Source organism: Kitasatospora sp. NPDC048365 (assembly GCF_043200835.1).
GTDB lineage: Bacteria > Actinomycetota > Actinomycetes > Streptomycetales > Streptomycetaceae > Kitasatospora > Kitasatospora terrestris.
Map to the genome: position 1 here is coordinate 1 of NZ_JBICYJ010000023.1, position 25,644 is coordinate 25,644.

Consider the following 25,644-nt stretch of genomic DNA (forward strand, 5'->3'; position numbering starts at 1 on the left):
ACACACACACCCCCCCGGGGGGGGGGGCAACCCCCCCCCCCCCCCCCGGGCCCCCCCCCCCCCCCCCCCGAGCCCCTGAAGAATCACGCGCGCTTGCGCCGCGCCACGAAGACGATCCCGCCGCCGACCGCCAGGACCAGCACGCCGCCGATCGCCAGCGGGATGATCCCGTTCGCGCCGGTGAACGCCAGGCCACCGCCCGTCGTGCTGCTGCCGTGGGTGGCCGGTGCGCTCGGCGAGGGGCTCTGCGAACCGTTCGGCGGGGTGGACGCGGGCACCGATCCGGACGGCGTCGGGGTCGGCGTGGGCGTGGTTCCGCCGCCACCGGTCGTCGTGGTCCCACCGCCCGTCGTGGTCGTGGTCGTGGTCGTGGTCGTGGTGCCCGGCGGGGTGGTCGCCGGCGGGACGGGCGTCGGCAGGCAGCCGGTGAACGGGTAGTGGTGCGTCTCCGCGCCGCCGCTGCCGACCAGCGACTTGGCGATCACGGATCCGTTGACCGGGCCGCCGCTGCCGAGCTCGAAGTGCGCGTTGGGGGCGAGCACGCTGCCGGGCCACGCGTTGCCGCTGTTCTTGACCACCTTGGTGGCGGTGGGGAAGTTCCACAGCAGCTTGGCGCGGATCGCCCCGCCGGCCGCGCTCTGCGTCTTGTCGTCGAGCACGTCCTTCTTCGTCGCGGCGTCGTGGATGAAGAAGCCGCTGGTCCCGGCCTTGGCCTGGTCGTAGGCGTCGCCCGTCACGTTGATCACGGTGACCGAGCCGACCGGTACGTCCAGGAAGACCTCCTTGGCCTTCTCCAGCTGCGCGGCGGGCAGGACGAAGCTGTTCAGCGCGGCGTCGGTGCCGGTGAGGGTCAGCCGGTTGCCGGTGACCTTGAGCTGGACGCCGGCGGTCTGGGTCTTGGCCAGTTCGGCGGAGGCGGCCCGCAGCTTGGTGAACTCGGCAGCGAAGTCGATCGGCGAGGCGCCCTGGGCGGCCTTGCCGGCGTGCGCGTCGACCTTGCCGACGAGCTTGCCGTAGACGCCGTTGCCCTTCATCAGCTGGACGTTGCCGGTGAGCGTGCCGGCGACGACCAGGGCGTTGCCGCCGGGGAGCTTGGCGACCTGGTCGGCCGTCAGTTCCTGGCCGACGGAGAAGGCGGCGAAGTTGGCGTTGCCGCCGACGGCGACCGCCCCCTCGGCGTCGGGGGTGTGGGTGTCGTCACCCTCGACGAACTCGCCGTAGAGGTTGGCGACGCCGAGGCTCTGGCACTGCTCGCCCGGGACGGCGTGGGCGGCCGGCGCGACGAGCGCGCCGAGGGCCAGCGAACCGCCGAGCGCCAGGGCGGCGGCGGATACGGATATGCGCATGTGCAGGAACTCCGCTGTGGGTGCGGTAAATGGGTATGGACCAATCCGCACTCTCCCGACCGGACGCCGCACCGGTCAAGACCAATGTCCGACTTGATCGAAAAGCCTGCTTCGTCCCGCGCGGCGCGGTGGCGCGGCGGCAGCACCGGACCCGCCCCAAGATCGGGTGTAAGCCCACCTACGATGGTCCGGTGCGTACCCCGTTCTCCCTCCTCGCCGACCGCTGGCACCCGAGCGCCGCCCACCTCCGGCGGGCCACGCTCGCCGCGCTGGTGATGGCCGTGGTGATCGTGCTGACCGGCGGCGCCGTCCGGCTGACCGCCTCCGGCCTCGGCTGCACCACCTGGCCCCGCTGCACCGGCGAGAGCCTGACGCCGACGCCCGAGATGGGCATCCACGGCGTCATCGAGTTCACCAACCGGATGCTGACGTACGTGCTGTGCGCGGCGATCGGCTGGGCGATCCTGGCCGCCCGCGCGCGCAAGCCGTGGCGGCGGTCGCTGACCCGGCTCGGCTGGGCGCAGTTCTGGCTGGTGATGAGCAACGCCGTGATCGGCGGCATCACGGTGCTGACGGGTCTCAACCCGTACGTGGTGGCGCTGCACATGGTGGCGGCGATGGCCCTGGTGTGGGTCGCGGTGCTGATGTGGGAGCGGGCGAAGGAGGACGACTCGCCGCCGCGGCTGCTGGTCGCCGCGCCGATCAACCGGCTGGCGCACGTGCTGGTCGCCACCATCGGCCTGCTGGTCGTCGCGGGCACGCTGGTGACCGGTGCGGGGCACCACCCGGGCGCGCCGGGCAAGGACGGCAAGCCGGTGTGGCGGATCCCGCTGGACTACGACCGGCTGGCGCAGGCCCATGCGGACCTGGTGTTCCTCTCGGTCGGGCTGACCCTGGCCGCGCTGCTGGTCTTCGCGGCGGTCAAGGCGCCGGCCCCGGCGCGGGCCCGGGTGCGCGAGCTGTTCGTGCTGCTGCTCGCCCAGGGCGTGCTGGGCTTCGTCCAGTACTTCACCGACGCGCCGGAGCTGATGGTCGGTCTGCACATGCTGGGCGCGGCGCTGATCTGGGCGGCGGCGCTGCGCGTCCCGCTGGCGCTGCGCGAGCGCCGGGCCGAGCAGGTCGCCGCCGTGCCGGCCCCGGCGGAGCTCGCCACCCACTGATCCAGGACGACGACAGGGCCCCCGTCACCGTCCGGTGGCGGGGGCCCTGTCGTCGTGCGGGTCAGATCTGGATGCCGGCCATGCGCTTCCACTCGTACGGGCCGGTCTTCACCTTGAGGCCGAGCTCGCCCTCGAAGGAGTCGTGGACGGTGAGGCCGGCGAGCTGGGCGGCGCGCTGCCCGATCTCGTAGGTCGGGGCAACCTGGTCGCCCCAGGCGCCGTCGGCGCCGACCAGGACGATCCGGGTGGCGGTGCGGCCGACGTACTCGACGACGCCCTCGGCGCTGCCGCCGTGCTGGGCGGCGAAGCTGGTGATGTTCTTGGCGATGCGCTTGGCCCGGCGCTCGACGCGGGCGTTGGGCGCGGCGGTGGTGGTCTCTGCGCTGGTCATGTCCCGCATGCTACCGATCAGTAGAGCGGCTGGCGACGGCAGCGCCGTGTGCCCGCCGCCACACCCGGCCCAGCTCTCCGCCGCACCGGGCTCAGCTCTCCGCCAGCACCAGCCGCACGCCCGGCGCGGACACCAGCTGGACGCCCTCCCGGCCGGGCACCCGGACGTTCAGGTACCCGCCCTCCACGGCGAACTCCACGTCCGCCAGCCGCCGGACGGGCACCCCGGCGCCGTCCAGCAGGACGTACCCGTCGACCAGCTCGACCGAGCCCTTGCGCCACTCGCGGTTCATGCCGTGACCTCCGGGAAGTCCAGCTCGGGCTGGGCCAGGTGGTTGAAGTAGTTGGAGAGGGTGTTGAGCGCGACGTGCGCCACGATCTCGGCCAGCTCGGCGTTGCCGACGCCGGCCGCCCGGGCCCGGGCGAGCTCCGCGTCGCCGACCCTTCCGCGCTGCCGGACCACCTCGCGGGCGATCTGCAGCACCGCCTCGGCGTGCGGGTCGGCATCGGTGGCGTCCCGGGTGAGCAGCAGCTCCTTCTCGGTGAGGCCCATCGTCGAGCCGCGCAGGGTGTGGGCGCTGACGCAGTAGGTGCAGTCGTTCTCCTGGGCGATCAGCAGGGCCAGCTGTTCGCGCAGCCGGGGGCCGAGCACGCCCTTGACCAGCTGGTCGCGCATCGCGAGGTAGCCGCCGAGCGCGGCCGGGCCGTTGGCCAGCGCGGCGTACAGGTTGGGCACCCGGCCGAGCTGCCGGCGGGTCTCGTCGAGCAGTCCGGCGTCGTCCTCGGTGAGTTGCGGCAGTCGCGGCATGGCAGGTACCCCCTCCTCGCGAGAAACAGTACCGATCGGTACCGTTCTGACGGGACAAGACGGTACCGATCGGTTCCGTTGTGGTCAAGGGCTGCCGTACGATGCGGACATGCCGACCCACGCCCGCGAGCGGTTGCTCGCCACCGCCGAGGAGCTCTTCTACGCCGAGGGCATCCGCGCCGTCGGCCTGGACCGGATCCTCACCGAGTCCGGCGTCGGCCGGGCCTCCTTCTACCGGCACTTCCCGGGCAAGGACGACCTGGTGGTGGCCGTCCTGACCGACCGGGACGTGCGCTGGCGCGCCTGGCTGGCCGAGCGGGTGACCGCCCTGGGCGGCGGGCCGCTGAACGTCTTCGACGCCCTCGCCGAGCGCTTCGAGCGGGCCGACTTCCGGGGCTGCGCCTTCATCAACACCATCGTGGAGACCGCCGACCCGGACTCCCCGGCCCACCACGTCGCGGCCGCGCACAAGCGGGCCGTCACCGCGTACGTCGCCGGGCTGCTGGCCGAGGACGGCTGCCCCGACCCGGCGGGCACCGCCCGCTCGCTGGTGCTGCTGATGGACGGCGCGATCGTCACCGCACTGCGCGAGGGGTCCGCCGAACCCGCCGCACTGGCCCGCGCCGCCGCCGGGGCCCTGCTGGGGAGCGGGCGCGTAGGCTGAGGCCGTGACCTTCCAAGGCTGGCCGGTCGAGGCGCTCGAGTTCTACGAGCACCTGGAGGCCGACAACTCGAAGACCTTCTGGGCCGAGCACAAGGCGGTCTACGAGGACGTGGTGCGCGCCCCGATGGAGGCGCTGCTGGAGGAGCTGGAGCCGGAGTTCGGCCCGGCCAAGATCTTCCGCCCCAACCGGGACGTGCGGTTCAGCGCCGACAAGTCGCCGTACAAGACGCACCTCGGCGGCTTCTTCGAGGCGGGCGGCTACATCCAGCTCTCGGCGGACGGCCTGGCCTGCGGCAGCGGGATGTACCACCTGGCCAGTGACCAGCTGGCCCGGTACCGGGCCGCGGTGGCCGAGGAGGTGACCGGCGCCGAGCTGGAGCGGGTGATCGCGAAGGTGCGGAAGGCCGGCCCCGAGGTGGTCGGCCGGGACGCCCTGAAGAGCGCCCCGCGCGGCTGGGCCAAGGACCACCCGCGGATCGAACTGCTCCGCTACAAGGGCCTGATCGCCTGGCAGGAGTGGGAGCCCGCCGAGTGGCTGGGCACCCGCGAGGCGAAGAAGAAGATCACCCGGTTCCTGACCGTGTCCCGGCCCCTGAAGGACTGGCTGGACGGGCACGTCGGCCCGTCCGAGCTCCCCGAGCGGCGTTAGGTCCTGCGGGTCAGATGAACGGGTCGACCGCGATGACCACGAACAGCAGGGTCAGGTAGGTGATCGACCAGTGGAACAGCCGCATCTCCTTGAGCTTGGCGCCCACCAGCCCGGCCTTGGCGCGGGCCTGCAGGCCGTGCGCCTCCTTCAGCCAGAACGCGCCGAGCAGCACCGCGGAGACCGGGTACAGCCAACTGGTGTTCCCCAGCGGCCAGAGCAGCAGCGAGACGCCGACCATCACCCAGGAGTAGATGACGATCTGCTTGGCCACCGCGACGTTGCCCTTGAGCACCGGCAGCATCGGCACGCCGGCCTTGGCGTAGTCGTCGCGGACCTTCATGGACAGCGGCCAGTAGTGCGGCGGCGTCCAGAAGAAGATCACCAGGAACAGCACCAGGGCCGACCAGGAGAGCGCGTTCGTCACCGCGGCCCAGCCGACGAAGACCGGCATGCAGCCGGCGATGCCGCCCCAGACGATGTTCTGCGCGGTGCGGCGCTTGAGGCCCAGCGTGTAGACGAAGACGTAGAACAGCAGTGCGGCCAGCGCCAGCCCCGCGGAGAGCGGGTTGACCAGGGCCCACAGCCAGACCGTGGAGCCGATCGCCAGCGCGATGCCGAAGACCAGGGCCTCGCGCGGCGACACCATGCCGGTGACGAGCGGGCGGCGCTCGGTGCGGGACATCACGGCGTCGATGTCGCGGTCGATGTACATGTTGAGCGCGTTGGCGCCACCGGCCGACAGGTAGCCGCCGACGACGACCTCCAGCACCAGCAGCAGGTTCGGCACGCCACGCTGGGCCAGGAACATCACCGGCACCGTGGTGATCAGCAGCAGCTCGATGATCCGCGGCTTGGTCAGTGCGACGAAGGCCCCGACGCGGGCCCCGATCGGCCGGTGCGCCGGAGTCGTCCCGGCCGCCCCGGCGGGGCGGGATTCGACGGCGGTCACGGACACCCCAACATTCGACGAACTTCCACAGGCGACCCCCGGACCGCAAGGGTGCCCGTGTCCGCTCTGCGCGTACCACGCCACCTTAGACGCTCCATATTCCCCGACCGGCCCCGGGGTGCCCCGGCGAGCCGAGAACTCGCCCGTCTTGCCCCTCGGACGGGCAAACCCTCCCCGGGCGGGTGAAGGTAGGACAGGAAAGTTGACACAGTGCGCCGGGAATGCCGCCCAGGTGTCCCCGGTTGTCCCGCCACGCAGGGTGAGGTGCCCCGTGGGCGGTAGGCTCGCACAGAGAAGCGGGATCAACCCTCCGTGACCGGAACCGTCTCCAAGTCGAGCCACAGCGGCGTGGCGCGGCTCGGTCCCCTTCACGGGGTCACTCTTCACAAATTCGGAAGGAGCCCTGAGTCAGGGTGAGCACGACGCCGAACGTATTCGAGTGGAGCGAGCTGGACCAGAGGGCCGTCGACACGGCCCGAGTCCTGGCCATGGACGCCGTGCAGAAGGTGGGCAACGGTCACCCGGGCACCGCGATGTCCCTGGCCCCCGCCGCCTACCTGATCTTCCAGCGCTTCCTGCGCCACGACCCCACGGACCCGACCTGGGTGGGTCGAGACCGCTTCGTGCTCTCGCCGGGGCACACCTCGCTGACGCTCTACACCCAGCTGTTCCTCTCCGGTTACGGCCTGTCGCTGGACGACCTCAAGGCCTTCCGGGTCGCCGGCAGCCGGACCCCGGGCCACCCGGAGCACGGCCACACCGCGGGCGTGGAGACCACCACCGGCCCGCTCGGCCAGGGCATCGCCAACGCCGTGGGCATGGCGATGGCCGCCCGCTACGAGCGCGGCCTCTTCGACCCGGAGGCCCCGGCCGGCGAGTCGCCGTTCGACCACACCATCTGGGCGATCGTCTCCGACGGCGACCTGGAGGAGGGCGTCTCCGCCGAGGCCTCCTCGCTGGCCGGCCACCAGAAGCTGGGCAACCTGGTCGCGCTGTACGACGACAACCACATCTCGATCGAGGGCGACACCGCCACCGCCTTCTCCGAGGACGTCCTCGGCCGGTACGAGGCGTACGGCTGGCACGTCCAGCGGGTCACCCCGAAGGCCGACGGCGACATCGACGTGCACGCCCTGGCCACCGCGCTGGCCGAGGCCAAGGCGGAGACCTCCCGCCCGTCGATCATCGCGATGCGCACCATCATCGCCTGGCCGGCGCCGAACGCCCAGGACACCGCCAAGGCGCACGGCTCGGCCCTCGGCGACGCCGAGATCGCCGCCACCAAGAAGGTGCTGGGCTTCGACCCGACCAAGACCTTCGAGGTCACCGACACGGTCGTCGAGCACACCCGCGAGGTCGTGGCCCGCAACAAGGCCGTCCGCGAGGGCTGGGAGAAGTCCTTCCACGCGTGGCGCGGTGCCAACGCGGCGCGCGCGGCGGAGTTCGACCGGATCCAGATCGGCGAGCTGCCCGACGGCTGGGAGAAGGCGATCCCGGTCTTCCCGGCCGGCAAGGAGGTCGCCACCCGCAAGGCCTCCGGCGACACCCTGAAGGCGATCGGCCAGCTGATCCCCGAGCTGTGGGGCGGCTCGGCCGACCTGGCCGAGTCCAACCTGACCACCATCGACGAGGAGTCCTCCTTCCTTCCGGAGGGCAACCCGCTGAAGTCGGCCTCGCCGTACGGCCGCACCATCCACTACGGCATCCGCGAGCACGCCATGGGCTCCGTGATGAACGGCATCGCGCTGCACGGCCGCACCCGTATCTACGGCGGCACCTTCCTGGTGTTCTCCGACTACATGCGCCCGGCGGTCCGCCTGGCCGCGCTGATGAAGCTGCCGGTCACCTACGTCTGGACGCACGACTCGATCGGCCTCGGCGAGGACGGCCCGACCCACCAGCCGGTGGAGCACCTGGCCGCGCTGCGCGCCATCCCCGGCCTCGCGGTGGTCCGCCCCGGCGACGCCAACGAGACCGCCGTGGTCTGGCGGGCGCTCATCGAGCGGCAGACCAGCCACCCCGGCCCGGTCGGCCTGGCGCTGACCCGCCAGGGCGTGCCCACCTGGGACCGCGAGGTCTTCGGCTCCGCCGAGGGCGCGGCCAAGGGCGGCTACGTGCTGGCCGAGGCCGAGGGCGCCTCGCCCAAGGTGATCCTGATCGGCACCGGCTCCGAGGTGCAGCTGGCCGTCCAGGCCCGCGAGGCCCTGGAGGCCGAGGGCATCCCGACCCGGGTGGTCTCGATGCCGTCGATCGAGTGGTTCAACGAGCAGGACCAGGCGTACCGCGACAGCGTGCTGCCGCCGAACGTCCGGGCCCGGGTCTCGGTCGAGGCGGGCATCGCCCAGGGCTGGCGCGAGCTGGTCGGCGACGCCGGTCGGATCATCAGCCTGGAGCACTTCGGCGCCTCCGCCGACTTCAAGGTGCTGTACACGGAGTTCGGCATCACCGCCGAGGCCGTCGCCAACGCCGCCCGCGCCTCGCTCCGTACGGTCGAGGCCGTCTCCCGCTAAGCGCGCCACGGGCCGGGCAGCCGACCGCACATCGGCCGCCCGGCCCGTTCCACGGACCCCACCCGGACTTCTGAATACAAGAGGGATGAAGCACCATGACTGACGCTCTGAAGCGCCTCAGCGACGAGGGCGTGGCGATCTGGCTGGACGACCTGAGCCGCGAGCGACTGAACTCCGGCAACCTGGCCGAGCTGGTGCAGGAGAAGCACGTGGTCGGCGTGACCACCAACCCGACCATCTTCCAGAAGGCGATCGGCGGCAACGGCGCCTACGCCGGCCAGCTGGAGGACCTCGCAGTCCGCAAGCTCACCACCGACGAGGCGATCCGCATGATCACCACCTCGGACGTGCGCGACGCCGCCGACGTGCTGCGCCCGGTCTACGACGCCTCCAACGGCCGCGACGGCCGGGTCTCCATCGAGGTCGACCCGCGCCTGGCCCACAAGACCGCGCCGACCGTCGCCGAGGCCAAGCAGCTGTGGTGGCTGGTCGACCGCCCGAACGTGCTGATCAAGATCCCGGCCACCAAGGCCGGCCTGCCCGCCATCACCGCCGTGCTGGCCAAGGGCATCAGCGTCAACGTCACGCTGATCTTCTCGCTGGAGCGCTACCGCGAGGTGATGGACGCGTACCTGACCGGCCTGGAGCAGGCCAAGGCCGCCGGCCTCGACCTCTCCTCGATCGAGTCGGTCGCGTCCTTCTTCGTCTCCCGGGTGGACACCGAGATCGACAAGCGCCTCGACAAGATCGGCGGCGCGGCCAAGGAGCTCAAGGGCAAGGCCGCCCTGGCCAACGCCCGCCTCGCCTACCAGGCGTACGAGGAGGTCTTCTCCTCCGACCGCTGGAAGGCGCTGGAGGCCGCCGGGGCCAACCCGCAGCGCCCGCTGTGGGCCTCCACCGGCGTCAAGGACCCGAACCTCCCGGACACCCTGTACGTGACCGAGCTGGTCGCCCCGGGCACCGTCAACACCATGCCCGAGGCCACCCTGGACGCCACCGACGACCACGGCGTGGTCACCGGTGACACCATCCGCCCGAACTACGCGGACGCCAAGGCCGTGCTGGAGGCCATCGCGGCCGCCGGCGTCGACTACGACGACGTCGTCCAGGTGCTGGAGGACGAGGGCGTGGAGAAGTTCGAGATCTCCTGGAACGAGCTGCTCGACACCGTCACCGCCACCCTTGCCGCCCACGGCGACCAGGCCTGATCCCTGCTCACGACTCGACGCAACGGAATTCGGAGCACACCACCAGTGAGCGACTCCTATCCCGAGGTGGAGCAGGGCGACCCCCCGGCTCCGCCCGCCAACCCGCTGCGCGATCCGGCCGACCGCCGACTGCCGAGGATCGCCGGGCCCTCCGGCCTGGTGATCTTCGGCGTCACCGGTGACCTGTCGCGCAAGAAGCTGATGCCCGCCATCTACGACCTGGCCAACCGCGGCCTGCTGCCGCCGGGCTTCTCGCTCGTCGGCTTCGCGCGCCGCGAGTGGGAGGACGAGGACTTCGCCAAGGAGGTCCACGACGCGGTCAAGCAGCACGCCCGGACCCCCTTCCGCGAGGAGGTCTGGGCGCAGCTCGCCAAGGGCATGCGCTTCATCCAGGGCACCTTCGACGACGACGACGCCTTCGACAAGCTCCGCTCCACCATCGAGGAGCTCGACAAGGCCCAGGGCACCGGCGGCAACTTCGCCTTCTACCTCTCGGTGCCGCCGAAGTTCTTCCCCACCGTGGTCCAGCAGCTGAAGAAGCACGGTCTGACCGACCCGCCGAAGGGCTCCTGGCGCCGCGCAGTGATCGAGAAGCCGTTCGGCCACGACCTGGAGTCCGCCCAGGAGCTGAACCGGATCGTCCACGAGGTCTTCCCCCGTGACGAGGTCTTCCGGATCGACCACTACCTGGGCAAGGAGACGGTCCAGAACATCCTGGCGCTGCGCTTCGCCAACCAGATGTTCGAGCCGATCTGGAACCGGTCGTACGTCGACCACGTGCAGATCACCATGGCCGAGGACATCGGCATCGGCGGCCGCGCCGGCTACTACGACGGCATCGGCTCGGCCCGTGACGTCATCCAGAACCACCTGCTCCAGCTGATGGCGCTCACCGCCATCGAGGAGCCGGCCTCGTTCCACCCCAAGGCCCTGGTCGCCGAGAAGCTCAAGGTGCTCAGCGCCGTCAAGCTCCCCGCCGACCTCGGCAAGCACACCGTGCGCGGCCAGTACGCGGCCGGCTGGCAGGGCGGCGAGGAGGTGGTCGGCTACCTGGACGAGGACGGCATCAACCCCGAGTCCAAGACCGACACCTACGCCGCCATCAAGCTGGAGATCAACAACCGCCGTTGGGCGGGCGTCCCGTTCTACCTGCGCACCGGCAAGCGGCTCGGCCGCCGGGTCACCGAGATCGCGGTGGTCTTCCAGCGCGCCCCGTACCTGCCGTTCGACTCCTACGCCACCGAGGAGCTGGGGCAGAACGCCCTGGTCATCCGGGTGCAGCCGGACGAGGGCGTCACCGTGCGGTTCGGCTCCAAGGTGCCGGGCACCGCGCTGGAGGTCCGGGACGTCACGATGGACTTCGCCTACGGCGAGTCCTTCACCGAGTCCAGCCCCGAGGCGTACGAGCGGCTCATCCTGGACGTGCTGCTGGGCGACGCCAACCTCTTCCCGCGGCACCAGGAGGTCGAGCTCTCCTGGCAGATCCTCGACCCGATCGAGAAGTACTGGGACACCCACGGCAAGCCCGCGCAGTACGCGTCAGGCACCTGGGGGCCGACCGAGGCGGACGAGATGCTCGCACGAGACGGCAGGAGCTGGCGCCGGCCATGAAGATCGACCTGACGGACACCACCTCCAGCAAGATCAACAACGCGCTGATGGACGCGCGCCGGGCCAGCGGCTCCACCGCCGCCGGCATGGTGCTCACCCTGGTGATCGTGACCGACGAGGGCAGCGCCTACGACGCCCTCAAGGCCGCCAACGACGCCTCCCGCGAGCACCCCTCGCGCACCCTCGCGGTGATCCGCCGCGAAGGCCGCTCGCCGCGCGCCCGGGCCGAGACCCGACTCGACGCGGAGATCCTGGTCGGCTCCGACGCCGGCTCCGGCGAAACGGTCATCCTGCGGATGCACGGCGAACTCGCCTCGCACGCCCAGTCGGTCGTCCTGCCGCTGCTGCTGCCGGACGCCCCGGTCGTGGTCTGGTGGCCCGACAACGCGCCGCTGCACCCCGCGCACGACCCGCTGGGCGCCATCGCCCAGCGCCGGATCACCGACGCGGTCACCGCCGAGTCCCCGGTCGGCCAGCTCGCCCAGCGGGCCGCCAGCTACACCCCCGGCGACACCGACCTGGCCTGGACCCGGATCACCGGCTGGCGCTCCATGCTGGCCGCCGCGCTCGACCAGAAGCCCGTCAAGGTCACCGGCGCGGTGGTCGAGGGCGAGTCGTACAACCCCAGCGTCGAGCTGCTCGGCCTGTGGCTGCACAACCGCCTGCGGGTGCCGGTCGAGCGGCTGGTCACCGGCGGCCCCGGCATCACCGCCGTCCGCCTCAGGACCAAGGACGGCGAGATCGTCCTGGACCGTCCCGACGGCCTGCTGGGCACCCTCTCGATGCCCGGCGCGCCGGACCGGATGGTCGCCCTCAAGCGGCGCGACACCGCGGAGCTGATCTCCGAGGAGATGCGCCGGCTCGACCCGGACGACATCTACGCCACCGCCGTCCGCACCCCGGTCGACCGGCTCAAGGAGCCCGCCGGCACGGCCGCCCCGGCCCCCGCCGCCGTCTCCGAGGCCGCGGTCGCCGCCCCGCCGGTCCGGGTCACCGCCAAGGTGCCCGCCGCCGAGCAGGACCCGGCACCGGCGAAGAAGGCCGCCGCCCGCAAGGCACCGGCCAAGAAGACGGCCACCGCCGCCAAGAAGACCGCGGCCGGCACCAAGAAGGCCGCCGCGCCGCGCAAGCGGAGCGGCGCATGACCGGCTCCACCCCGCAGCTGGTCGTCCACCGCGACAAGGAGCTGATGGCCCAGGCCGCCGCCGCGCGCCTCATCACCCGGATCGTGGACGCCCAGGCCGCCCGCGGCACCGCCTCCGTGGTGCTCACCGGCGGACGCAACGGCAACGCCCTGCTGGCCGCGATCGCCGCCTCCCCGGCGCGCGACGCGGTCGACTGGGCGCGCCTGGACCTGTGGTGGGGCGACGAGCGGTACGTGCCCTCCGCCGACCCGGAGCGCAACGCCGTCCAGGCCCGGGACGAACTGCTCGCCCGGGTGCCGCTCGACCCGGCCCGGGTGCACGAGATGCCCGCCTCCGACGGCCCCGACGGCTCCGACGTGGAGGCCGCCGCGGCCCGCTACGCCGAGGAGCTCGCCAAGGCCGCCGAGCCGGGCTCCCGGCTCGGGGTGCCCGCCTTCGACGTGCTGCTGCTCGGCGTCGGCCCGGACACCCACGTCGCCTCGCTCTTCCCCGGCCACCCCGGTGTCCGGGAGGGCGAGCGGACCGTCGTCGGCGTGCGCGGGGCCCCCAAGCCCCCGCCCACCCGGGTCTCGCTGACCCTCCCGGCGATCCGGGCGGCCCGCGAGGTCTGGCTGCTCGCCGCCGGCGAGGACAAGGCCGACGCGGTCGCCCTGGCCCTCACCGGCCCCGGCGAGATCCAGGCACCCGCCTCCGGCGCGTACGGCACGGCCCGCACCCTGTGGCTCCTCGACCGCACCGCCGCGGCGAAGATCCCGCCCCAGCTCTACCCGCCGGCCTCGGCCTGACGGCCCTTCGGTACGGCACGGCCCGGTCCCGGATCCTCGGGGCCGGGCCGTCGCGCGTCCGGCCCCGGACACGCCGAAGGGCGCCGTCGACCGGTGGTCGGGGCGCCCTTCGGAGGGGTGCTCAGATCTCGCCGCGGAGCTTGGCGAGGGCCTCGGCGAGGATGGCCTCGCCGTCGGCGTCGGTGCGCCGCTCACGGACGTACGCGAGGTGCGTCTTGTACGGCTCGTTGCGGGCCGGGGCCGGGGGGTTGTCCTGGTCCTGTCCGGCGGGGAAGCCGCAGCGCGGGCAGTCCCAGGTGTCCGGGATGGCCGCCTCGGCGGCGAAGCTGGGGCGCGTCTCGTGCTTGTTCGCGCACCAGAAGGAGATCCGGTTGCGGGGGGCGGACTCGCCGCGCTCCGCCTCGCCCATCGGGCCTGCGCCGACTCTGCTGCCTCGGATGGCGTTGCCACTTGCCACGGTCTGACTCCCTGCGTACTGGTGCCGTCCGGCCGCGGCGTGCTCCGGGCGGCGGCGAAGTCCACCTAGTGTAAGCGGGAGTTAAGAATCTGCCACCACCGCCTCCACAGGCGGCCGGCTCCCCCGCCGGTCGGGCCGAACGTCAGCCCTGGCCCTTGTACTTGAGCAGCAGGCCGAGCACCACGATGCAGGCGAACCAGGCCAGGCCCACCACAATGGTGATGCGGTCGAGGTTGCGCTCGGCCACCGCCGAGCCGCCGCCGGTCGACATCGCGCCGCCACCGAACATGTCGGACAGGCCGCCGCCCTTCCCCTTGTGCAGCAGCACCAGGAGGATCATCAGCGAGCTCAGGATGATCAGGGCAATCGAGAATCCCATAACCACGGCGGGACCAACTCTCTCGTTCATTCGGCGAAGGGGCCGGCACCGCTGTGTCGCGGTCCGGCCCCAAAGCCTACGTTGCTGCGGCGGCGTTAGCCTACTGCCTGCTCACGGTAGCGCACGATCTTGACGAACTCGTCGGCGTCCAGGGAGGCACCGCCGATCAGTGCGCCGTCGACGTCGGGCTTGGCCATCAGGCCGGCCGCGCTGGAGGACTTCACCGAACCGCCGTAGAGGACGCGGACCTTCTCGGCCAGCTCGGCGTCGTACAGCTCGGCCAGGCGGCCGCGGATGGCACCGCAGACCTCCTGGGCGTCCTCGGGGGTCGCCACCTCGCCGGTACCGATCGCCCAGACCGGCTCGTACGCGACGACGATCGACTCGGCGTCGGAGGCCGGGACGTCGGCGAGCGCGCCGTCGAGCTGGGCCAGGGTGTACTCGACGTGGGTGCCGGCCTTGCGGATCTCCAGCGGCTCGCCGATGCACAGGATCGGGGTGATCCCGTTCCGGTAGGCGGCCTTGACCTTGGCGTTGACGATCTCCTCGTTCTCGCCGTGGTACTGGCGGCGCTCGGAGTGGCCGATCACCGCGTAGGCGCACTTGAGCTTGGAGAGCATCGGGCCGGAGATCTCGCCGGTGTAGGCACCGGAGTCGTGCTGCGAGATGTCCTGCGAGCCGTACTTGATCTTCAGCTTGTCGCCGTCGACCAGGGTCTGCACCGAGCGCAGGTCGGTGAAGGGGACCATCACCGCGACCTCGACGGCCTCGTAGTCCTTGTCGGCCAGCGCGAAGGCCAGCTTCTGGGTGTGCTGGATGGCCTCGAGGTGGTTGAGGTTCATCTTCCAGTTGCCCGCCATCAGCGGGAGACGCTCAGTCATCGTGCCCTCAGTCTTCCAGGGCGGTGAGACCGGGGAGCTGCTTGCCCTCCAGGTACTCCAGGCTCGCGCCACCGCCGGTCGAGATGTGTCCGAACTTCGCCTCGTCGAAGCCCAGGATGCGGACGGCCGCGGCGGAGTCGCCGCCACCGACCACGGTGAACGCGTCGCCGTCCACCAGCGCCTGGGCGACCGCCCGGGTGCCGTCGGCGAACGCCGGGTGCTCGAAGACGCCCATCGGGCCGTTCCAGAACACGGTGGCCGCGTCGGCGATCTTCTCGGCGAACAGCGCCGCGGTGCGCGGGCCGATGTCCAGGCCGAGTGCGCCGTCCGGGATGGCCTCCACGTCGACCACCGCGAAGTCCTCGACCGGGGCGCCGCCCTTGACGTCCGGGAAGCTGCCGGAGACCGCGGTGTCCAGCGGGATCACGAACTCGACGCCCTGCTCGGCGCCGCGCTTCAGGTAGTCCTGGACGACCGGGATCTGGTCCTCCTGCAGCAGCGAGGCACCGACGCCGTGGCCCTGGGCCGCGATGAAGGTGTACATCATGCCGCCGCCGATGAGGATCCGGTCGGCCTTGCCCAGCAGGTTCTCGATCACGCCGACCTTGTCGGAGACCTTGGAGCCGCCGAGCACCACCACGTACGGGCGGGCCACCTCGTCGGTCAGGCGCTTGAGCACGCCGACCTCGGTGGCGATCAGGTCGCCGACGGCGTGCGGCAGGCGGGCCGGCAGGTCGAACACCGAGGCGTGCTTGCGGTGCACCGCGCCGAAGCCGTCGCCCACGTACAGGTCGGCGAGGGCCGCCAGCTCGTCGGCGAAGGCGCCGCGCTCGGCGTCGTCCTTGCTGGTCTCACCCGCGTTGAAGCGCAGGTTCTCGAGCAGCGTGACCTCGCCGTCGCCGAGGGCGGCGACGGCGGCCTTCGCACTGTCGCCCACGGTGTCGGTCGCGAACGAGACCGGCTTGCCGAGGATCTCCCCGAGCCGGACGGCGACCGGGGCGAGCGAGAACTGCGGGTCCGGCTCGCCCTTGGGGCGGCCGAGGTGCGAGGCGACGACCACGCGGGCGCCGCGCTCCAGCAGCTTGGCGATGGTCGGCGCGACGGCGCGGATCCGGCCGTCGTCGGTGATCGTGCCGCCGGACAGCGGCACATTGAGGTCGGCGCGGACGAACACCCGCCGGCCTGCAACGTCGAGGTCTTCGATCGTCTTCACGGTCTGATTGTCTCCCGGGGAGAAAGTGGCTGACGGCTCGGCGACGAGCCGTCGGAGAGAGTGAGGGTACGTGTGCAGAGGAAGGGCCCGGGAGGCCGTCGTGCGCCTTCCGGGCCCTGCCCCTTACATCACGTCAGCTCCCGCTGCGGTCAGAGCTGGCCACCGACGAGGGTGGTCAGGTTCACCAGGCGGTTAGAGTAGCCCCACTCGTTGTCGTACCAGCCGAGCACCTTGACCTGGTTGCCCTGGACCATGGTCAGCTGGGCGTCGAAGATGCAGGAGTGCGGGTCGTTGACGATGTCCGAGGAGACGATCGGGTCCTCGGTGTAGGCCAGGATGCCCTTGAGCGCACCCTCCTGGGCGGCCTTCTGGAACGCGGCGTTGACCTCGTCCTTGGTGACCTCGCGCTCGAGGGTGACGACCAGGTCGGTGATCGAGCCGGTCGGGACCGGGACGCGCAGCGAGGTGCCGTCCAGCTTGCCCTTCAGCTCCGGCAGGACCAGGGCGGTCGCCTTGGCGGCACCGGTCGAGGTCGGGATGATGTTCTGCGAGGCCGCGCGGGCGCGACGCAGGTCCTTGTGCGGGAAGTCCAGCGTGACCTGGTCGTTGGTGAACGCGTGCACCGTGGTCATCAGACCCTTGACGATGCCGAAGTTCTCGTTCAGCACCTTCGCCATCGGCGCCACGCAGTTGGTGGTGCAGGAAGCGTTGGAGATGATCTCGTGCGCCGCCGCGTCGTACTTGTCGTCGTTGACACCGAGGACGATGGTGATGTCCTCATCGGTGGCGGGCGCGGAGATCAGGACCTTCTTCGCACCGGCCGCGATGTGCTTCTTCGCAGCGGCGGCCGAGGTGAAGATGCCGGTGGACTCGACGACGATGTCGGCGCCCAGGGCGGCCCAGGGGAGGTTGGCGGGGTCGCGCTCGGCGGTCACCTTGAAGGTGTGGCCGTCGACGGTGATGCTGTCCTCGGTGTGCGAGACCTCGCCGGGGAAGGTACCAAGGGTGGTGTCGTACTTGAGCAGGTGAGCCAGGGTCTTGGTGTCGGTCAGGTCATTGACACCGACGATCTCGATGTCAGCGCCCTGGGACTTGACCGCGCGGAAGAAGTTGCGGCCGATACGGCCGAAGCCGTTGATTCCTACCCGGATCGTCACGAACCGATCTCCTCATTGGTACGCCGGCCGAAGCCGACGAGATGGAAATTGGGTTGTCCCCGACCACCACTGACCCTACCTCCCCGGGCCGCGCCCAGGCACATCGCCTCTCCGGAAACAACAGCCGAGGGACGCGAGCAACATCACTTCTGGATGTCGCCCGCGTCCCTCGTCCAACTCGTCGGCAGCGCCTGCTCAGCTCAGCGCCATCTCCTCGGTCAGGTTCGCCTCGGTGTTCGGCAGGCCGAGCTCGGCGGCCCGCTTGTCGGCCATCGCCAGCAGGCGGCGGATCCGGCCGGCCACCGCGTCCTTGGTCAGCGGCGGGTCGGCGAGCGCGCCCAGCTCCTCCAGCGAGGCCTGCTTGTGCTGCATCCGCAGCTGGCCGGCGGCCGCCAGGTGCTCCGGCACCTCCTCGCCGAGGATCTCCAGCGCCCGCTGCACCCGCGCGCCGGCCGCGACCGCGGCCCGGGCCGAGCGGCGCAGGTTGGCGTCGTCGAAGTTGGCCAGCCGGTTGGCGGTGGCCCGCACCTCGCGGCGCATCCGCCGCTCCTCCCAGGCCAGCACCGACTCGTGCGCGCCCAGCCGGGTCAGCAGCGCGCCGATCGCGTCGCCGTCCCGGATCACCACCCGGTCCACCCCGCGGACCTCGCGGGCCTTCGCCGGGATCCCGAGCCGCCGGGCCGCGCCGACCAGGGCCAGCGCCGCCTCCGAGCCGGGGCAGGTGATCTCCAGGGAGGAGGACCTGCCGGGCTCGGTCAGCGAGCCGTGCGCCAGGAACGCGCCGCGCCACGCCGCCTCGGCGTCGCAGGTCGCGCCCGAGACCACCGCCGGGGGGAGCCCCCGGATCGGCCGTCCCCGCCCGTCCACCAGCCCGGTCTGCCGGGCCAGCAGCTCGCCGTCCTTCACCACCCGCACCACGTACCGGCTGCCGCGTCGCAGGCCGCCGGGGGCCATCACCACCAGATCCGAGGAGTGTCCGAAGATCTCCAGGAGGTCCTTGCGCAGCCGCCGTGCCGCAATGCCGGTGTCCAGCTCCGCCTCGATCACGATGCGGCCGCTCACAATGTGCAGTCCGCCCGCGAAACGCAGGATCGCCGAGACCTCCGCCTTGCGGCAGCAGGCACGGGTGACGGGAAGCCGGGAGATCTCATCCTTCACCGCTGCCGTCATCGCCATGGGCCGATCCTTCCATGAGTCCGGAAAATCCGGTCGTACGCGGCTGCCAAGAGCTCCGGGTCGTGTCGCGGCGTGCCGTCCGCGCGGGCCACCCGGCCGAGTACCAGGGAGGCTCCCATCCGCTCGGCGGCCTTCTCCAGTCCCGTCAGGTCCGACACGCCGAAGGCGCCGCCGGTGACGGCCCGCTCGTCCACCAGGATCGCATCCACCACGAGGTCCGGGGCGTGGTCGAAGATCACGTCCAGGTGGCGCTGCGGGGTGAAGCCCTCGGTCTCGCCCGGCTGCGGGGCCAGGTTGAGGGTGAGCAGCCGGCGGGCGCGGGTCTCGGTGAGCGCCCGGGCCAGTTCGGGGACCAGCAGGTGGGGCAGCACGCTGGTGAACCAGGAGCCCGGGCCGAGCACCACCCAGTCCGCCTCCAGCACCGCCTGGACGGCCTCCGGGACGGCCGGCGGCTCGTCCGGCAGCAGCCGGACCGACTCCACCGTGCCCGGCGTGACCGCCACGCTGGCCTGGCCGCGGACCGCGGTCACCTCGGTCGGCCGGGCCGGGTCGTGGCCGCGCACCTGCGCCTCGATGTCCAGCGGGACGGCCGACATCGGCAGCACCCGGCCCTGGACGTTGAGCAGCCGGCCCACCCAGTTCAGCGCCTCCACCGGGTCGCCGAGCTTCTCCCACAGCGCGACGATCAGCAGGTTGCCGACGGCGTGGCCGCCCAGCTCCCCGGTGCCGGTGAAGCGCTGCTGGAGCACCTCGGACCAGGTGCGGCCCCAGTCGTCGTCCCCGCACAGCGCGGCCAGCGCCTTGCGCAGGTCGCCCGGCGGCAGCACGCCCAGCTCGGCGCGCAGCCGGCCGCTGGAGCCGCCGTCGTCGGCGACGGTGACCACGGCGGTCAGCTCGGTGGTCAGCCGGCGCAGCGCCGACAGCGAGGCGGACAGCCCCTGGCCGCCGCCCAGTGCGGCGATCCGCGGCGCGCCGGGGCGGTTCTGCTGCTTCTGCGCGGGGCGGCTCTGCTGCTGGGCGGCGCGGCTGGAGTGTTGGGACGCTCGCTCGGCGGGCCGGTACTGCTGCTGCCGTGCTGGCGAGTATCCCGTCACGCCGACCCCACGTTCCTGTCTCATGCTCCTTCGAGCGACCGGCGGGGCGCCGCCGTCACTCCCGGGGCGTCACTCCCTGCCCATGTCGCGGTGGACCAGCACCGTCTCCACGCCGTCCGCGACCAGACGCTTCGTCAACCGCTCGGACATCGCGACGCTGCGGTGCTTGCCACCGGTGCAGCCTACGGCAAGAGTCATGTAGCGCTTGCCCTCGCGCCGGTAACCCTCCGTGACGATGCGCAGCAGCTCGGTGTACCCGTCCAGGAACTCCTGGGCGCCGGGCTGCTGGAACACGTACTCTGCCACGTCCGCGTCGGTTCCGGTACGGGCGCGCAGCTCGGGCACCCAGTGCGGGTTCGGCAGGAAGCGGCAGTCCACCACCAGGTCGGCGTCGACCGGCAGGCCGTACTTGAAGCCGAAGGACATCACGGTGGCCCGCAGCTCCGGCTCGTCGTTGCCGCTGAACTGGGCGTCGAACTTGGCGCGCAGCTGGTGCACGTTGAGGTTGGAGGTGTCGATCACCAGGTCGGCCTCGCCGCGCAGCTCGCGCAGCAGGTCGCGCTCGCGCTCGATGCCGTCGACGATCCGGCCGTCGCCCTGCAGCGGGTGCGGGCGGCGGACGTTCTCGAAGCGGCGCACCAGGGCCTCGTCGGAGGACTCCAGGAAGACCACCCGCAGCCGGACGCCGCGCTTCTCCAGCTCGTCGAGCGAGGTCAGCAGCTCGTCGAAGAAGCTGCGGCTGCGCACGTCGACCACCACGCCGATGCGCGGCACCGCGCCCTGCGAGCGGGCCCCCAGGTCGACCATGGTCGGGATCAGCGCCGGCGGCAGGTTGTCGACCACGAACCAGCCGAGGTCCTCCAGGCACTTCGCGGCGGTGGACCGGCCGGCCCCGGACATGCCGGAGATGATCACCAGCTCGGGGACGCTCTCTCCCCCGTTGGACACTGTCACGTCGGTTCCCCGCTCTCGGTGGTACTGCTCAGGTCGCGACCGGCCGGCTCGGCGGCCCCGTCGCCGCTGTGGTCACGGTCGTCGCTGTCGTCAATGATCTCGCCCGTGGCGGTGTTCACCGCGAATGCGGCGGGTGTACGGGAGGCCAAGGCTGCGGCAACAGTCTCCGCAGTCCGGCGACCGACCCCCGGCACCTCGCACAGCTCGTCCACGGTGGCCGCGCGCAGCTTCTTCAGCGAACCGAAGTGCTTCAGCAGGGCCTGGCGGCGAGTCTCTCCAAGGCCGGGGACGGAGTCCAGCTCCCCCGCCGTGAGCCGCTTGGAGCGCTTGGCGCGCTGGTAGCCGATGGCGAACCGGTGCGCCTCGTCGCGCACCCGCTGCAGCAGGTACAGGCCCTCGCTGCTGCGCGGCAGCACCACCGGGTCGTCCTGGCCGGGCAGCCAGACCTCCTCCAGCCGCTTGGCCAGGCCGCACAGCGCCACGTCGTCGATGCCGAGCTCGTCCAGCGCCCGCCGGGCCGCCGCCACCTGCGGCTGCCCGCCGTCCACCACCAGCAGCTGCGGCGGGTAGGCGAAGCGGCGCGGGCGGCCGTCGTCGGTGCGGGCCTGGTCGTCCGCGGCATCGGTGGCGTCGGCGGCGTCCTCGTCGGCCTCCGGGACCGCCCACTCGCCGGTCTGCTCGCGCTCCCGCAGGTAGCGGCGGAAGCGGCGGCCGATCACCTCGTGCATCGAGCGGACGTCGTCCTGCCCGGCGAAGCCCTTGATCTGGAAGCGCCGGTACTCGCTCTTGCGGGCCAGGCCGTCCTCGAAGACCACCATCGAGGCGACCACGTCCTCGCCCTGCAGGTGCGAGATGTCGAAGCACTCGATCCGCAGCGGGACGGAGTCGAGCTCCAGCGCGTCGGCGATCTCCTGCAGCGCCCGGCTGCGGGTGGTCAGGTCGGAGGCGCGCTTGGTCTTGTGCAGCGCCAGCGCCTGCTGGGCGTTGCGCCGGACCGTCTCCATCAGGTCCTTCTTGTCGCCGCGCTGCGGCACCCGCAGGTCGACCTGGGCGCCGCGCAGGCCGGACAGCCACTCGCGCACCGCGTCGTCCGGCACCGCCGGCACCAGCACCTCGCGCGGCACCGGCTCGGTGCCCGCGCCGTACAGCTGCTGCAGCGCGTGCTCCACCAGCGCGACCGTGTCCACGTCCTCGACCTTGTCGGTCACCCAGCCGCGCTGGCCGCGCACCCGGCCGCCGCGCACGTGGAAGATCTGCACCGCCGCCTCCAGCTCGTCCTCCGCGAGGGCCAGCAGGTCGGCGTCGGTGCCGTCCGCGAGGACGACCGCGTTCTTCTCCATCGCCCGCTTCAGCGCGCCGAGGTCGTCGCGCAGCCGGGCGGCCTTCTCGTACTCCATCTCGGCGGCCGCGTCCTGCATCTGCTGCTCCAGGCGGCGCAGGTAGTTGCCGGTGCGGCCGGCCATGAAGTCGCAGAACTCCTCGGCCAAGTCCCGGTGCTCGGCCGCCGACACCTTGCCCACGCACGGCGCCGCGCACTTGCCGATGTACCCCAGCAGGCACGGCCGCCCGACCTGCTGCGCCCGCTTGAAGACGCCGTTGGAGCACGTCCGCACCGGGAAGACCCGCAGCAGCAGGTCCACCGTCTCGCGGATCGCCCACGCGTGCCCGTACGGGCCGAAGTAGCGCACGCCCTTCTTGTGCGCGCCGCGCATCACCTGGACCCGGGGGAACTCCTCGTTCAGCGTGACGGCCAGCTCCGGGTAGCTCTTGTCGTCCCGGTACTTCACGTTGAACCGCGGGTCGAACTCCTTGATCCAGGAGTACTCCAGCTGGAGTGCCTCGACCTCGGTGCCGACCACCGTCCACTCCACCGACGCGGCGGTGGTGACCATCGTCGCCGTGCGCGGGTGGAGGTTGGCCAGGTCCTGGAAGTACGAGGAGAGCCGCGGCCGCAGGCTCTTCGCCTTGCCGACGTAGATGACCCGCCCGTGGGCGTCGCGGAACTTGTACACCCCGGGCGAGACCGGAATCGCCCCCGGGGCCGGACGGTAGGTGGACGGGTCAGCCATGACCCCTACCGTACCGATTGCCGGTGACAGTCCGTGGCCGCATCCGCAGGCCGGACGCCCGTCACCCCGTGCGGGCACGGCCGAGCAGGTCGGCGCCGAGCGGGGTGAGGGAGTGCAGGACCGCGCCGCCGCGGCGGCGGGTGGAGATCAGCTCGGCGCCCCGCAGCACCGCGGTGTGCTGGCTGGCGGCGGCCGGCGACACGTTCAGGCGGCGGGCCAGCTCGGTGGTGGAGCAGCCGTCGGTGACCTGCTCCAGGGCGGCGGCCCTGGTCCGGCCGAGCAGGGCCGCCAACGGGTCGGCGCCGGCCCGTTCGTCGCCCGCCCGGTCGGCGCCCCACAGCTCCGCCGCGGTCAGCGGGTCGCGGACGGTCGGGACGATCAGCCCGGTCGGCGCGGCCTCGTCGGTGAGGTCGCAGAGCAGGCTCGGCCGCCCGGCCAGCAGGACCATCGGCGTGATCACCAGGCCCCGGCCCGCCAGGTGGACGTCGAACGGCGCCCCGCCGCCGACCTCCAGCACCGGCGCCCGCCACCGGACCACGCCCGGGCACAGGGTCTCCAGCAGCCGCTCCACGCCGCCCTCCAGCAGGGTCCGCGCGCAGTCCGCCCGGAAGGCGTCCAGGTGGGCCCGCATCCGCCGCCAGTGCGGGGCGACCAGCGCCCGGTGGCCGGCCGCCAGCGAGTCGGCGAGCTGCCGGCGGGCCGTCAGGTCGCCGGACATCAACTCGCCCAGCCAGGACCGGTCGGCGGCCGGCAGGCTGGCGTAGCCGAGTTCGAGGCGCAGGGTGCGGTCGGCGACGCCGAGCAGGCTGTCCAGCCCCGCCTCGGCCGACGGGTCGGTACCGGCCAGCCCGGCCAGGTCGAGCACCTGGCGGGAGATGCCCGGCTCGGGCAGCAGCGACCAGATCGGCCGGCACGCCCGGTCGAGCCGGCCGGACAGCCGGGCCCGCCACGGCCGGTACAGCGGGTCGCTGCCGCCCTCGGCCAGGATCTGCAGGCCGGCGAAGGTCTCGGCGAGCGGGCCCGCGGTCGCGGCGACCCGGACCCTGGCCAGGTCCTGCGCGGTGAAATGGATCCTCAGCACTGGCCGCTCCCCCCGTCGCGCGCCGATCCGCACGGCCATTCTCCCCGGCTGCGCCGTCGCCGACGGCCTTTTCCGCCGCCGGACTTGAGTCTCCCGCAGGGGGAGACGGAAGAGTGGCGGGCATGGACGGCGACGCGCTCCTCACCATCGGCGACCTGGCCCGGCGGACCGGGCTCACGGTCAAGACCATCCGGTTCTACGCGGACAGCGGGATCGTGCCGCCGACGGACCGCAGCCCGGCCGGGTACCGGCGGTACGACCTGGCGGCGCTCGCCCGGCTCGACCTGGTGCGCACCCTGCGCGAACTGGGGCTGGACCTCGCGGCGATCCGGCGGGTGCTGGACCGCGAGGTCTCCGTGCCGGAACTCGCCGCCGCCCACGCAGACGCGCTGGACCTGCAGATCCGCACCCTGCGGCTGCGCCGGGCCGTGCTGCGCGCCGTCGCCCGACGCGGATCGACCCCCGAGGAGACGAACCTGATGCACAAGCTCGCCAAGCTCTCCGACGCCGAACGCCGGCGCCTGATCACCGAGTTCGTCGACGACACCTTCGGCGGCCTGGACGCCAACGCCGAGTTCGTCGAGATGCTCCGCGGCGCCGTCCCCGAACTGCCCGACGACCCCGAGCCCGAGCAGGTCGACGCCTGGGTCGAACTCGCCGAACTCACCCGGGATCCCGGCTTCCGCGCCGCCGTCCGGCGGATGGCCGAGTACCAGGCCGCCGAACGCGCCGACGGCGACCGCACCGGGCTGCACCACGAACTGACCGAGGCCGTCCGCGACCGCGTCGGCGAGGCCCTGGACGCGGGCCTCGCGCCGGACGCGCCCGCGGCCGCCGCCACCGTCGCCGACCTCACCGCCCGCTACGCGCGGACCTTCGGGCGGCCCGACGACGCCGCGCTGCGCCGCTGGCTGCTGAACCGGCTGGAGGTCGCGGGCGACCCGCGCGCCGAGCGCTACTGGCAGCTGCTCGCCACCGTGAACGGCTGGCCGGTGCCGCCGGGCCTGACCCCGGTGTTCGCCTGGTTCACCGCCGCGCTGCGGGCCCATCCGGCGGCTGCCGGATGAGCGGGGACCGCGCCGCGCCGCTCCGGGCCGTGCTGCTCCGGGCCTGCGCGGCGGCCAGCCTCCCGGCGGCGGGCGCCGCGGTGATCCGGATCGGGGAGAACGCGCTGTGGCGGCTGCCCGGGCGGGTCGTCGCCCGGATCGGGCGGCCGGGGCAGACGGCCGCCGCCCGGGAGCCGGCGGTGGCCCGCTGGCTGGACGACTGCGGGGTGCCCGCCGTACGGCCGCTGGTGGCGGTGCCCGGGCCGGTGGAGGTCGACGGGCGGCCGGTCACCTTCTGGCACGAGCTGCCGCCGCACCGGGCCGGGACCGCCGCCGAGCTGGCGCCGCTGCTGCGCCGGCTGCACGGACTGCCGACGCCGGACCTGGCGCTGGGCCGGCTCGACCCGTTCGTCCGGCTCGCCGCGCGGATCGACGGCGCGGCCACCCTCGGCGCCGAGCAGCGGCGCCGGCTGCACGGCCGGCTGGCCGAGCTGGAGGCGGCCTGGGCCGGGCTCCCCGCGGGACGGCCGACGGCCGTGCTGCACGGCGACGCCTGGGGCGGCAACCTGGCCGTCACCGCCACCACCGCGTACCTGCTCGACTTCGAGCGGACCTCGACCGGCCCGCCCGAGTGGGACCTCGCCTCCACCGCCGTGGCCCACGGCACCTTCGGCACGGTCACGGACCGGGAGTACGCGGCGTTCTGTGCGGCGTACGGCGCCGACGTGACGGACTGGCCGGGGTATCCGGTCCTGCGGGACGTCCGGGAGCTGCGGGTGACCTGCTACGCCCTGCAGCTCGCCGCCGCCGACCCGGCCCGGCACCGCGCGCAGGCGCACTACCGGCTGGCGTGCCTGCGCGGCGAGCACGGCCCCCGCCCGTGGGCCTGGACCGCCATCAGTTGACGGAGGG

The 25,644-nt window shown here is 72.6% G+C and carries 25 protein-coding genes; 10 read left to right on the forward strand and 15 right to left on the reverse strand.

The genetic code is table 11. The features are described from left to right. Positions 1–83: 83 nt before the first annotated feature. Entirely contained in the window at positions 84–1,346 is a 1,263-nt protein-coding gene (locus ACGFX4_RS22975; protein ID WP_393077452.1) for a choice-of-anchor A family protein, read from the reverse strand. Positions 1,347–1,537: 191 nt separating this feature from the next. On the opposite strand from ACGFX4_RS22975, the gene ACGFX4_RS22980 reads away from it, so the two are divergent. Beyond that, entirely contained in the window at positions 1,538–2,506 is a 969-nt protein-coding gene (locus ACGFX4_RS22980) for a heme A synthase (RefSeq protein ID WP_393077454.1), read from the forward strand. 61 nt (positions 2,507–2,567) lie between these two features. On the opposite strand, the gene ACGFX4_RS22985 is transcribed toward ACGFX4_RS22980, so the two are convergent. From ACGFX4_RS22985 to ACGFX4_RS22995, 3 genes are all read right to left on the reverse strand, one after another. Continuing rightward, a complete protein-coding gene (locus ACGFX4_RS22985) occupies positions 2,568–2,897 on the reverse strand; it encodes a hypothetical protein (protein WP_345699415.1) in 330 nt (109 codons plus the stop codon). 91 nt (positions 2,898–2,988) lie between these two features. Beyond that, positions 2,989–3,189 carry a hypothetical protein gene (locus ACGFX4_RS22990; RefSeq protein WP_393077458.1) on the reverse strand — a complete coding sequence of 67 codons (201 nt, stop codon included), beginning with the start codon at positions 3,187–3,189 and terminating at the stop codon, positions 2,989–2,991. After that, entirely contained in the window at positions 3,186–3,704 is a 519-nt protein-coding gene (locus ACGFX4_RS22995) for a carboxymuconolactone decarboxylase family protein (RefSeq protein WP_393077461.1), read from the reverse strand. The genes ACGFX4_RS22990 and ACGFX4_RS22995 overlap by 4 nt, the downstream gene beginning before the upstream one ends. Before the next feature lie 109 nt (positions 3,705–3,813). Between ACGFX4_RS22995 and ACGFX4_RS23000 the strand changes: the two genes are divergently transcribed. Further along, a complete protein-coding gene (locus tag ACGFX4_RS23000; protein ID WP_393077464.1) occupies positions 3,814–4,368 on the forward strand; it encodes a TetR/AcrR family transcriptional regulator in 555 nt (184 codons plus the stop codon). A gap of 4 nt (positions 4,369–4,372) precedes the next feature. After that, complete coding sequence (locus ACGFX4_RS23005; protein WP_393077467.1) at positions 4,373–5,017, forward strand: DUF2461 domain-containing protein; 645 nt, start codon at positions 4,373–4,375, stop codon at positions 5,015–5,017. A gap of 10 nt (positions 5,018–5,027) precedes the next feature. Here ACGFX4_RS23005 and ACGFX4_RS23010 read toward each other — a convergent pair whose 3' ends face one another. Beyond that, complete coding sequence (locus tag ACGFX4_RS23010) at positions 5,028–5,966, reverse strand: heme o synthase (protein WP_393077726.1); 939 nt, start codon at positions 5,964–5,966, stop codon at positions 5,028–5,030. Positions 5,967–6,379: 413 nt separating this feature from the next. Here ACGFX4_RS23010 and tkt point away from each other — a divergent pair, with 413 nt between their 5' ends. The 5 genes from tkt (at position 6,380) to pgl (ending at position 13,225) form a co-directional block, all read left to right on the forward strand. After that, the gene (tkt, locus tag ACGFX4_RS23015; protein WP_393077470.1) at positions 6,380–8,476 is read left to right on the forward strand and encodes a transketolase; all 2,097 of its coding nucleotides are present in this window, start codon (positions 6,380–6,382) and stop codon (positions 8,474–8,476) included. Positions 8,477–8,571: 95 nt separating this feature from the next. Beyond that, a complete protein-coding gene (gene tal, locus ACGFX4_RS23020; RefSeq protein WP_393077472.1) occupies positions 8,572–9,684 on the forward strand; it encodes a transaldolase in 1,113 nt (370 codons plus the stop codon). Positions 9,685–9,750: 66 nt separating this feature from the next. Next, on the forward strand, positions 9,751–11,295 hold the full coding sequence (gene zwf / locus ACGFX4_RS23025; RefSeq protein ID WP_393077728.1) for a glucose-6-phosphate dehydrogenase: 1,545 nt from the start codon (positions 9,751–9,753) through the stop codon (positions 11,293–11,295). Next, a complete protein-coding gene (gene opcA / locus ACGFX4_RS23030; protein ID WP_393077474.1) occupies positions 11,292–12,440 on the forward strand; it encodes a glucose-6-phosphate dehydrogenase assembly protein OpcA in 1,149 nt (382 codons plus the stop codon). Before zwf ends, opcA begins: the two co-directional genes overlap by 4 nt. Next, positions 12,437–13,225, forward strand: a complete 789-nt coding sequence (gene pgl, locus ACGFX4_RS23035; RefSeq protein WP_393077477.1) for a 6-phosphogluconolactonase — start codon at positions 12,437–12,439, stop codon at positions 13,223–13,225. The genes opcA and pgl overlap by 4 nt, the downstream gene beginning before the upstream one ends. 121 nt (positions 13,226–13,346) lie before the next feature. Here the strand turns inward: pgl and ACGFX4_RS23040 are convergent, their stop codons facing one another. From ACGFX4_RS23040 to ACGFX4_RS23085, 10 genes are all read right to left on the reverse strand, one after another. Continuing rightward, positions 13,347–13,634, reverse strand: a complete 288-nt coding sequence (locus ACGFX4_RS23040) for an RNA polymerase-binding protein RbpA (protein WP_393077731.1) — start codon at positions 13,632–13,634, stop codon at positions 13,347–13,349. A 190-nt stretch (positions 13,635–13,824) separates the two neighbouring features. Then, on the reverse strand, positions 13,825–14,061 hold the full coding sequence (secG, locus tag ACGFX4_RS23045) for a preprotein translocase subunit SecG (protein WP_393077480.1): 237 nt from the start codon (positions 14,059–14,061) through the stop codon (positions 13,825–13,827). Between the two features lie 95 nt (positions 14,062–14,156). Then, a complete protein-coding gene (tpiA, locus tag ACGFX4_RS23050) occupies positions 14,157–14,942 on the reverse strand; it encodes a triose-phosphate isomerase (protein WP_393077482.1) in 786 nt (261 codons plus the stop codon). Positions 14,943–14,949: 7 nt separating this feature from the next. After that, the gene (locus ACGFX4_RS23055; RefSeq protein ID WP_393077485.1) at positions 14,950–16,155 is read right to left on the reverse strand and encodes a phosphoglycerate kinase; all 1,206 of its coding nucleotides are present in this window, start codon (positions 16,153–16,155) and stop codon (positions 14,950–14,952) included. 149 nt (positions 16,156–16,304) lie between these two features. After that, positions 16,305–17,312, reverse strand: a complete 1,008-nt coding sequence (gene gap, locus ACGFX4_RS23060; RefSeq protein ID WP_393077488.1) for a type I glyceraldehyde-3-phosphate dehydrogenase — start codon at positions 17,310–17,312, stop codon at positions 16,305–16,307. Positions 17,313–17,507: 195 nt separating this feature from the next. Continuing rightward, positions 17,508–18,488: a DNA-binding protein WhiA gene (gene whiA, locus ACGFX4_RS23065; protein ID WP_253794268.1), complete on the reverse strand. Its 981-nt coding sequence runs from the start codon at positions 18,486–18,488 to the stop codon at positions 17,508–17,510. Further along, positions 18,479–19,582 (reverse strand): uridine diphosphate-N-acetylglucosamine-binding protein YvcK, encoded by a 1,104-nt coding sequence (gene yvcK, locus ACGFX4_RS23070; protein ID WP_393077733.1) that lies wholly within the window; start codon positions 19,580–19,582, stop codon positions 18,479–18,481. Before yvcK ends, whiA begins: the two co-directional genes overlap by 10 nt. A gap of 69 nt (positions 19,583–19,651) precedes the next feature. Further along, complete coding sequence (rapZ, locus tag ACGFX4_RS23075; RefSeq protein WP_393077735.1) at positions 19,652–20,482, reverse strand: RNase adapter RapZ; 831 nt, start codon at positions 20,480–20,482, stop codon at positions 19,652–19,654. Positions 20,483–20,532: 50 nt separating this feature from the next. Continuing rightward, on the reverse strand, positions 20,533–22,605 hold the full coding sequence (uvrC, locus tag ACGFX4_RS23080; protein ID WP_393077492.1) for an excinuclease ABC subunit UvrC: 2,073 nt from the start codon (positions 22,603–22,605) through the stop codon (positions 20,533–20,535). 61 nt (positions 22,606–22,666) lie between these two features. After that, the gene (locus ACGFX4_RS23085) at positions 22,667–23,686 is read right to left on the reverse strand and encodes an ArsR/SmtB family transcription factor (protein ID WP_393077494.1); all 1,020 of its coding nucleotides are present in this window, start codon (positions 23,684–23,686) and stop codon (positions 22,667–22,669) included. A 122-nt stretch (positions 23,687–23,808) separates the two neighbouring features. Between ACGFX4_RS23085 and ACGFX4_RS23090 the strand changes: the two genes are divergently transcribed. Continuing rightward, entirely contained in the window at positions 23,809–24,753 is a 945-nt protein-coding gene (locus tag ACGFX4_RS23090) for a MerR family transcriptional regulator (RefSeq protein WP_393077497.1), read from the forward strand. Next, entirely contained in the window at positions 24,750–25,637 is an 888-nt protein-coding gene (locus ACGFX4_RS23095) for a phosphotransferase enzyme family protein (protein WP_393077500.1), read from the forward strand. The genes ACGFX4_RS23090 and ACGFX4_RS23095 overlap by 4 nt, the downstream gene beginning before the upstream one ends. The last annotated feature ends 7 nt before the right edge of the window (positions 25,638–25,644 follow it).